Annotated in this window: 11 protein-coding genes; 9 read left to right on the forward strand and 2 right to left on the reverse strand. The window is 36.6% G+C overall.

The window, feature by feature from the left end; all coding sequences use genetic code 11:
* The first annotated feature begins 24 nt into the window (after window positions 1–24).
* The 9 genes from A37Q_RS0107705 to A37Q_RS0107755 all read left to right on the forward strand — a co-directional run bounded on the left by A37Q_RS0107705 (window position 25) and on the right by A37Q_RS0107755 (window position 8,370).
* Window positions 25–822, forward strand: a complete 798-nt coding sequence (locus A37Q_RS0107705; RefSeq protein WP_169710259.1) for a Hint domain-containing protein — start codon at window positions 25–27, stop codon at window positions 820–822.
* A gap of 226 nt (window positions 823–1,048) precedes the next feature.
* Window positions 1,049–1,801 carry a Hint domain-containing protein gene (locus A37Q_RS0107710; RefSeq protein WP_018299706.1) on the forward strand — a complete coding sequence of 251 codons (753 nt, stop codon included), beginning with the start codon at window positions 1,049–1,051 and terminating at the stop codon, window positions 1,799–1,801.
* Window positions 1,802–1,811: 10 nt separating this feature from the next.
* Window positions 1,812–2,642 (forward strand): polymorphic toxin-type HINT domain-containing protein, encoded by an 831-nt coding sequence (locus tag A37Q_RS0107715; RefSeq protein WP_018299707.1) that lies wholly within the window; start codon window positions 1,812–1,814, stop codon window positions 2,640–2,642.
* A 187-nt stretch (window positions 2,643–2,829) separates the two neighbouring features.
* A complete protein-coding gene (locus A37Q_RS0107730; RefSeq protein WP_018299709.1) occupies window positions 2,830–4,152 on the forward strand; it encodes a Fic family protein in 1,323 nt (440 codons plus the stop codon).
* Window positions 4,153–4,242: 90 nt separating this feature from the next.
* Window positions 4,243–5,151, forward strand: a complete 909-nt coding sequence (locus A37Q_RS0107735) for a polymorphic toxin-type HINT domain-containing protein (RefSeq protein ID WP_026196589.1) — start codon at window positions 4,243–4,245, stop codon at window positions 5,149–5,151.
* A gap of 124 nt (window positions 5,152–5,275) precedes the next feature.
* Window positions 5,276–6,199 (forward strand): polymorphic toxin-type HINT domain-containing protein, encoded by a 924-nt coding sequence (locus A37Q_RS0107740; RefSeq protein WP_018299711.1) that lies wholly within the window; start codon window positions 5,276–5,278, stop codon window positions 6,197–6,199.
* Window positions 6,200–6,320: 121 nt separating this feature from the next.
* Complete coding sequence (locus tag A37Q_RS0107745; RefSeq protein WP_018299712.1) at window positions 6,321–6,629, forward strand: hypothetical protein; 309 nt, start codon at window positions 6,321–6,323, stop codon at window positions 6,627–6,629.
* Window positions 6,626–7,468 (forward strand): Hint domain-containing protein, encoded by an 843-nt coding sequence (locus A37Q_RS0107750; protein ID WP_018299713.1) that lies wholly within the window; start codon window positions 6,626–6,628, stop codon window positions 7,466–7,468. Before A37Q_RS0107745 ends, A37Q_RS0107750 begins: the two co-directional genes overlap by 4 nt.
* Before the next feature lie 113 nt (window positions 7,469–7,581).
* The gene (locus tag A37Q_RS0107755) at window positions 7,582–8,370 is read left to right on the forward strand and encodes a polymorphic toxin-type HINT domain-containing protein (protein ID WP_018299714.1); all 789 of its coding nucleotides are present in this window, start codon (window positions 7,582–7,584) and stop codon (window positions 8,368–8,370) included.
* A 189-nt stretch (window positions 8,371–8,559) separates the two neighbouring features.
* Here the strand turns inward: A37Q_RS0107755 and A37Q_RS0107760 are convergent, their stop codons facing one another.
* Together A37Q_RS0107760 and A37Q_RS16120 are read right to left on the reverse strand one after the other, a co-directional pair.
* The gene (locus tag A37Q_RS0107760; RefSeq protein ID WP_154648650.1) at window positions 8,560–8,769 is read right to left on the reverse strand and encodes a hypothetical protein; all 210 of its coding nucleotides are present in this window, start codon (window positions 8,767–8,769) and stop codon (window positions 8,560–8,562) included.
* A gap of 88 nt (window positions 8,770–8,857) precedes the next feature.
* A partial coding sequence (locus tag A37Q_RS16120) for an IS1 family transposase (protein ID WP_018299716.1) occupies window positions 8,858–9,091 on the reverse strand: 234 nt, incomplete at its 5' end.

Consider the following 9,091-nt stretch of genomic DNA (forward strand, 5'->3'; position numbering starts at 1 on the left):
AATCAATCTGGAGGGTGATTTATGATGAGTTTTAATACAGTTATTGACAGATTTATTTATTCCAACAAACAAATCTGTCAGGTAGAAACTTCTAGGGAGCATATATACTGCACAAAATCTCATCCCTTTTATGTAAGAAAAAAAGGCTTTGTTCAAGCTGAGAAGTTAATTAAAGGAAAGGAGCTGAAATGTTTAAAAGAAACAAGCTGGTGTCAGATTAATGCAGTTAAAGATAAAGAAATAACAGCTACAGTGTATGATTTAACAGTAGAGCATACTCATACATTTTTTGTAAGTAGCACTGGAATATGGGTGCATAATTCAGGTGGTGATGTAAGAAAAAGAGAATTTAATTCCTTTATGCTAGAGAAGGGTCTTAATGATATCGGGATTAGCACATCATTGCCTGATAATACGACGGCGGGAGAATACTATGGATACCAGCTTAAAAGGCAAAGGGTAACATCACTGATTGTAGACCCCAAAAAAGATAGCTTAGTAAGAGCTAGAGCTTTATCTGGGAGAATTAAAACAAGTTGGCAACAGCAGTTTTTAGATTCAAAGTCGCTTACTGAAGCTTATGGGCATTTATTAGCTGGAATAAAGCAAACGAATCATAAAGATCTAATTGGAATGGATGATATAGGAAGCTTGATTTCAAATAACTTTGTGAAAAGAGACTCTGCCCAACCCATGCAGTTGTCTGATCAGCACTATGAGACTATGACGAGTAATATCGAGTTTATTGAGTCTCAAGGATTTGAAGCTTTGGCTGTGGAGTATGCTAATATGATGCAGGGCATGCTCTTGCTTACTGTGTAAAGCGAGAGGAAATACCAGATAAGTATGACGGGGGTGTCATGCCCTTTGTGGTTGCAGGCTTTGCCTGTGATCACAAAGTGTGAGCATACCTTTTTGACTTTAAAAAGAATAATATAAGGCTCCCACTTTTGTGGGAATAATAATCAAAATGGAAACAGTATGTAACATTGGTTAGTTATGACGAGCTAAGCTTAGCTCAAGCGAAGATAATATTAAGAGGTGTGTGATGCAGCTTAGATTTAACAAAGTGATTAATACGCTACAATATACGAATAAATTACTCTTTGATGTCTTAATAGCCCATCAAGATAAAAAAGAGACACTACAGGCAACAGGCAATCATCCTATATATCTTAAAGATAGAGGCTTTAGTGCAGTTGAAACGATCAAAAATTCAAACTTGTATACTGCAATAAGTGCTCGAGATAATGATCTAACGTTAAAAGCAATTCAACAAACACAACAAAAAGCACGAGTATTTGATCTAACAGTGGAAAACACGCATACATTTTTTGTCGGACAACTTGGACTTTGGGTGCATAATTCATCAAATACAGATCCTTTAGCGGAACCTTTTTTGATACCAGCAAGCCCGCCTCCAGAGGCAGTGCCAGGAGTGGATGTGATGGAATTAGTTAGAACTAGAAATAGGCTCAGAGATAAAAGTACTCATGTCTCTCAACAATCATCATCTGTTGTTCAGAATTTAGTAAGGTTAGAAGCTTCAAAAAGGGTGACTATAGCAGAAAAGGAACCATTGCTACGTAACGCATTTATGGAGGCTCAGGAACTTAATCAATCTCCCAGTAGTATAGCACCTTCTGAACCAATGTCTGCCATTGAAGCTTTTACTCAACGATATATGGAGGGAACACACATTCATGGTGAACAGTATCTGAGAGATGTATATACTTTCTTAAGTGAGCAAAATCGGAGGTATGTCAATGCAAGGATGATTGCATCACAGAGTAGGGCTTAGGCAACTAAAGATGTTTTTTAATTTCGTTGTCAGCACCTCACACACCAAAAAACAACCACTTCTAAAATTCAATATCCAAGTTGTGAGTCAGGGTAAGAGCTATGTGCAATCGGTTAATACCACAGCTGAGCATCCTTTTTATGTTAAAGGTGCGGGGTTTATTCCTGCCAAGGCATTGGTCAAAGGGATGCAATTATTGGGTATTATTGACGGTTTATGTTTTGTTGACTCGATTGAAAAAAGTGAAAAGACTGAAACGGTGTACAATCTAAGCGTCAAAGAAAACCGAACCTACTTTGTCACCAAAGAGGGAGTATGGGTGCATAATATTTGCCTAGCTGATATTCAATCCGGGGAGGTGTTGGGAGAGGGGGAGTTTGGTAGAGTTTATCGTATAGAAGATAAAGCCTACAAGGTATACCACAAAGATATTGTTACTAATCACCCTGAAGCAAACCCTTATCGTGCGAAAGTAAGATGGAAAGAGATTAATAACATGGAGACGCAAGTTTTATATTTTAAGAACTCAGACACTTATGTTTTAGAGATGCCTTTTCTTCCAAATGAAGCATCTACAGAAGGGGTAAGCATGGCCTTACAAGAGATACGTGACAAAGGATTTCTTATGTATGATCGAAGAGTAGACAACTTTCGCCAAATGCTTGATGGGAAAACTGTTCCTGTAGATTTTGATATGATTTATGAGTCACCTGAGCATTCACAAAGACCTATCTCTCCAACCTCACGTCACGTAGAACGTTTGGTTATTCAAGAGCAACAGAGGTTTTATGAGAACTCAGCTCGCTATAAGCGTAAAAACTGGTGGCAATTTTGGGGATAAAAGAAAGTGAAAGTAAATGAGAGTAAAAAAGGAAATTGAGTTTAAAGAGGTTAAGGCAGAAATAAATAAAGCTAATCTTTCTAATGTCAATTTTTAAAAATTGACATTAGAAAGTCCATTCATATATACTTTAACTGTATAATTCAAAGCTTTGATATGTAAAAACACTGTAAGAAAAAGAGGTCCCATGATTAAAAGACCGCCAAACATAAAAATAGAAAAAGTGAATATAGATCGCTTTAAGCCATTTATCTTGGATGATAATGACAAATATTTACATTGGGATAAATTTAGATGGAAAATCAATGGAACGCAAGCTGAGAAGGAAGCCCATTGGAAGACGGTCAAATTACTACGGCAGGCATATTATCGAGAGACAGGCTTAGAAAGCGAGAATGGCATGCCTTTTCAATTTTTAACACATAGTGTTTCTGAGTTATTTTTGCATCAGATTGACTCTATGGGGAAAGGCACTTTCGCCAATTTCAGTGGGGATATAGCGCCGCCGGCATTAACTGAAAAATTTTTAGTATCTTCACTACTTATGGAAGAGGCAATTACCGGTGCGCAATTGGAGGGAGCCTCCACTACTCGTGATATTGCAAAGAAGATGTTAGAAGACAAGAGAACTCCTTTAAATGAAGATGAAAGGATGATTTTAAATAATTATTTATTGCTTAAACATGCAAATAAAAATAAAGACAAAAGCTTGTCAATAGAGTTAATTTTAGAATTTCATAAAATTGCAACTGTTGATACTACAGAGAATGCTGTTGAGCCAGGAGAGCTAAGAGTGAGTGATGATATCGCTGTATATGATGATCGAAATGAAATCGTACACCAGCCGCCTCACCACAGTTTGCTTGAAGATAGACTCAAGAAATTATGTGATTTTGCAAATGCAGGACATTTTTCGATTGCCAAGAAAAAAAGTTTTATACATCCAGTCATTAAAGCGGTTATTTTGCATTTTATGATTGGCTATGAGCATCCCTTTAGAGATGGTAATGGTAGAACGGCAAGGGCTTTATTTTATTGGTATATGTTGAAAAGTGGCTATTATATTTTTGAATTTATTTCTATTAGCAAGTTATTAAAAGAAGCACCTAAAAAATATTCTGAGGCATATGAATATACAGAAACAGATGGATTAGATTTGACCTATTTTATTGACTATCAGTTAAGGATTATCTTGGCGGCATTTGAAGAGCTAAAATCCTACCTTAAACTCAGAATGAAAGAGTACTCAGATATTACAAAGCTATTGAGTGCATCAAGATTTTCTGATTTGCATTTTATCCAAAAAGAAATTATTAAAAAAGCAGTAAAAGAACATGGTCGGACCTTTAGCATTAAGGAAGTGATGAGTGATTATAATGTTTCAGTCAATACTGCTAAAAAGCATCTAGAGGCACTATTTAAACGTAAACTTTTGTTAAAATCCAAAGATGGTAGAACGCTTTTATACATAGCACCCTCTCGTTTGGAGAAAGTGATTAGAGATATATAAAGTTGGGTGTAACAATACGTAGTTTATGTATATAAAAAACATTGATAGAGTGTAGTATTTTAGCTTCTATTGGACGATATAAAACTATGCATGAAATTCGTATTTAACCGTGTGACGGAAACATTTAACTTTACAAAACCTGTTGTTGAATTAACTATTCACACTTATCTTTGTGATGAAAAGATTTGTTGTACAAAGGAGCATTCTGTCTACTTACAAGGGAAGGGTTTTACAGCTGTTTCAAAGTTAAAGGAACTTACAAAAGCAAAGAAACTTATTGGTGTTAGTGTATATGGAAATAACCCTCAGATAACGTGCATCGAAAGCAATAATCTAGAGAAAGTATACAACATTACTGTTAATAAAAGTCATACCTATTTTGTTGGGAATTCAGGCCTTTGGGTTCATAACACTTGTGGTGGTGTTGAGATGGGATTGCTTGACAGGAGAGATCCTGCTCAAATCCCCTTGCCTAAGCAATTATACGAAGCTCAATTAATGGAGCCAATAGCGTTACCGTCAGTTGATAGTATGGAAGTAATTGGGCAAGGTTCGTATGGACGTGCGTATAAATGGGGCGATAAAGCAGTCAAGCGAATGCATCGTGAAAGTAATGATTCTCTATTACTTTATAGAAATGTTGATGCCGCTAATAAATCCTATGGGGCAGGATATTCACAGGTTGGCAGATTTGCAGATGGAAGGCTAGCGCAGATCACCCCTTTTACTGATGCTCCGCAAGATTCACCAGTAGAGGCACTTAGAGCTGCATATAAAAAGGGACGCTTTTTAATTGATTGCAATGTGCAAGGTAACTCTAAAGGAGGTGTCATTATTGATTGGGATCAAGCTGTTGCGCCTGGCTCACCTTATAGTAGAGTAATATTAGCTTCGCCCAATGGTATTGGTGTGATTGCTGTGCAGATGTACTGGCAATATGGCAGAGACACTGGCGCTCAAATACCGTATGAGTGGTTTAAAAGCTTATCTCGTGAATAGGTTAAGAGAGGTTGGAGTTATATTTGAGCAATATTTGATGATTAACATACATAAACTATGTATGGGAGAAGCTCAAGTTTTTATTTATATTCCCTCCTGATATTGTGATGCATTGGAAGAGAGAGTGAAAAGAAAACTAAGTCAAAAAGTGGCTTTTAATTGTGTAGAGGAAACCTTCTATTTTGCACAAAAAGAAATCTGGAAAGTAGAGATTTTCTGTGTTACATCAAAGCTTATTTCATCTATCGCTACAACCAAAGAGCATCCTTTTTACATTGAAGGGCTTGGTTTTGTCCCTGCTTGCTTATTAAAAAAGGGTATGTATGCTATTTCAGCGAGTGGACAAAGAGTTGTCATCTGTGCTGATGCAAAAGTGCAAATGGAGAGAAAAGCGGTACATAATTTTAGTGTGCAAAGCCATCATAGTTATTTTGTCGATAAATTGGGGGTATGGGTTCATAACCCATGCAATATAGAGATGAGTGGCATTAACTCTGATGCAAAAAACTATCAAGTTAGTCCGCTTGCTAGATATACTTTTGCTACGGATTTACCAGAAACAGTACAGTTAGGATGGTACACTAAAGGGGAAGAGCTGAGGTACATGCGCCCCGCAGCTAACCCTAGGGAATATTATCAATATGGTGATCCGCTACTACATTTTCTTGGGCAGAAAAATAGTGTTACTATCTCTACGTTTGATATAAAAATGAATGCTGTGTCATTATCTGAGAACCATAAGCTAACTCATCGAGTCGTTGCACTGTCTAATACAAGTGATAACAGATGGCATCTATTGGAATTTGGAGGTACAAAACGAAGAGCAGGCTTCTTTGATGTGAGTATGCAAGGAAAAGTTTTCCATTCTGTTATAGAAGAGGGTAATTTCACTCAAATGCAAGAGCGATATGGTTTTAATCTATCAGGTGAAAGGGAAGTTTCAAATGTAACTGCTTTGATTGATGTTTTAAAGTTATATAGCAACGCCTCTTATAATCCATTAACTCGCAATTGTCAGCATTTTGCTTCTGATATTTATTCTTTATAACTTGCCTTTGATGGCTAAATGATCAAATTACATAATTTATGTATTTCTATTAGCATTATTTCATGGGATGATTTTGGGTAAATAAAGAACTATTGTTGTGCTAAATATAAAAGGATAATGTATGAAAATGGCTAATCAATATGCTGAGGGTTTTCAATCCTATATCAAAAGGAATTATGAGCTGTCGGTTGAAGCGGTATTTTTGCAGTTTCAAAAGGCAGGATTTGACTATCGACAAGTGGCGTTAACAACTGGTTTTAAGGAGTCTACAGTGCGAAAATACAGTCGCTTATCAGGCGTTATGCTTAAACAGGCAGCTAATGCTTTATCGCAAGACAAATTATATACACAGCTAAGAGCACAACGTGTAAATAAGGTGAATATATTAAGCATGAGGTGGGTTGATTATACATTGAGCGTTGACATATGAGACTAAGCTTCAATAAGGTGAGAAACACTTCTTGTTATCAACATAAGAGAGTTTACCAAATAGGTATCTTTAGGGCTGGTCAAGAAGAAACCTTGTATGCAACGGGAAATCATCCGTTCTATATTAAAGAAAAAGGCTTCGTTCGTGTTGATCAATTAGAACAAGCAGATCATATGAAGCTGGTAAGTGCTCACAATGCTCATTTGCATATTAAAGCGATAAATGAAACAGTTTTTGATAAAGCGGTATATGACCTGACTGTAGAGAATAGCCACACTTTTTTTGTGGGTAAAAGTGCTTGTTGGGTTCATAATTCAAATTCAAATACAGGAACGCAAAATCAACCCATTGCTTTAGATGTAGATAAAACCTTATTTCTTAAGAAGCGGAATGGTAGTGGATTTAAACCGCCAAAGAATGCTATTGATGTAACAAAAGCTGCAATAGAGTTTAATCAAACACATCTTGAGCCTCTCCATAGTCGATACCAGTTTGGTGAGGGAGAGCGGGAATATAGTCTTTATATGAATAAAGATTTATTAGATCAATTTGCTAATAATAGCGAGGTTTACATATACTCAACCGGTGGTTGGAATGATAGTTTGCGTGATTTTTTGTCTAATCAGGTGCCTGACTTAAGAATAAGGTCACTAAAAAATTGGGATGATGTTCGTGGTGCCTTAACTATCAGTCGGCTTCGCTTTATGAGCAAAGGGCGAGCTGCTCAAAATCTAGAACTTCCAAAAGGTACTGTGTTATATGATGACCAATGGCATCAAGTGCTAGGTTTTAGCTTATTCGGCCCAGGTCGTGGTGTGCATGTATCACGATGGTGGTAATATAAAGCGCTCTAACTTTAAAGATTTTATAGTTATACCAGCAGTAGATGTTTAAAGAAGGGAAATAACCTTAATGAGAATCAATATTTCTAAAAAGCTACGGTTTAATCAAGTTGAAGACATTTAAGGCTGAAAATATTACAATCTGGCAACTTCAAGTATATTATCAAAATAACCTTATCACTATCCAAAGTACAAAAGAGCACCCATTTTATACTATGGGTTGGGGGTTTATGCCTTGTTACATGCTTATGCGTAATATGCAGCTTGTTCTAGCAAATGGTATAACGGTTATAGTTAAAGATGTGCAGGAAATTAAAGCTTCTAAAAGGGAGGTATATAATCTTACGGTGCAAAACGATCATAATTATTTTATTAGTAGCGCTGGGATTTGGGTGCATAATACAAACTGTGGAGGTGGTAAAAGAAGGTATGCCCCAACTGATGCATTTCAACATCATTCGCAGGAAATGTCACTGGTTTCGAGCATAAAGCCAATACCGGAGGAGAGGCTTAAAGATATACTTACATTTCTTCCAACTAAAGATCAACGCAACTTTCTTGCTACTTCGAAGTTATGGCGTCAGATGCTTATAGGTGAGAATAGTCATATCTATAGGGTTGTCAAAGAAATTCGGATGGATAATCATTTGCGAGAGCAGCTTTTTTCGATCCCGAAAGTTAAAAGAGCGCTGAGTGTGAGGGGTCCAATATATAGTATAAGAGAAAAAATTCAAGTAGCCATTAATGCACTATATCCATCGGCTGAGATTAAAAATATAGGCATTGAAGTTTGTGCTGGAGTGACTACGCTTTGCATGGGAGCAACTGAAAGTAAAGTTTACTCATCATTGAATCAACAGTTATGGGCACTGCAGCTTAAGTTACCACAAGTGGGATAATTGTGGATTACAGAGAAAGAAAGTCTTTAGGTGTAAATAGATAGCATTTTTTAATCGTATTTGCTTTGAAGGTATCATTATAATTTCCCATAATTTCTCCAGTAATTATTGCCCTGATTAAAAATTAACTATAGAGGTAGGTGTATCAAGATTGTTCATTCAACTGTGTCACTCTAGAGCTTCAACTTTTCAAGCTTTATAGGAAAATACTCTTCGAAAACGCTCCAAAATGCCTTGAGGGTTGGTTTTTTTAAAGTGATTTTCTATCGTACTAAGTGTTTCATCGAGCTTTGCCCGATAAGATATTAATTTAGATAAATCTTCTTCTGTAATGTTGGCTCCTCCCTTTATTTGAGCCTTTATATTTGCAGATTGCTGATACAGCTCAATCTCAGACATAGTTAACTTCAGTGGATCTGTGGGGTACATCGCTCTAGTGCCATCTGACAGATGTAGTCGATATTTGGGTGGTGTTTCCCTTTGTCTTTTATATGTTTCTTCCCCATTCGACTCGATTGATGTAAAGACCAATCACAGCGTCATGCATAAACTCGCTTTTTGAAAAACAAATGCTCTTTCTAGCAAGCCTTTTAATCCTTGTCCTAAAGGTTAGAAACTTACGCTCAATCTTTTGTGTATTTCGCTTCCCTATCTCATGATATCTCTCAGGAATATATTTCGTGTAGCTGCCCCAGTCATCACTGAAAAAGCACTTTACCTT

The sequence above is a fragment of the Fangia hongkongensis FSC776 = DSM 21703 genome (assembly GCF_000379445.1).
In the GTDB taxonomy this organism is placed as follows: domain Bacteria; phylum Pseudomonadota; class Gammaproteobacteria; order Francisellales; family Francisellaceae; genus Fangia; species Fangia hongkongensis.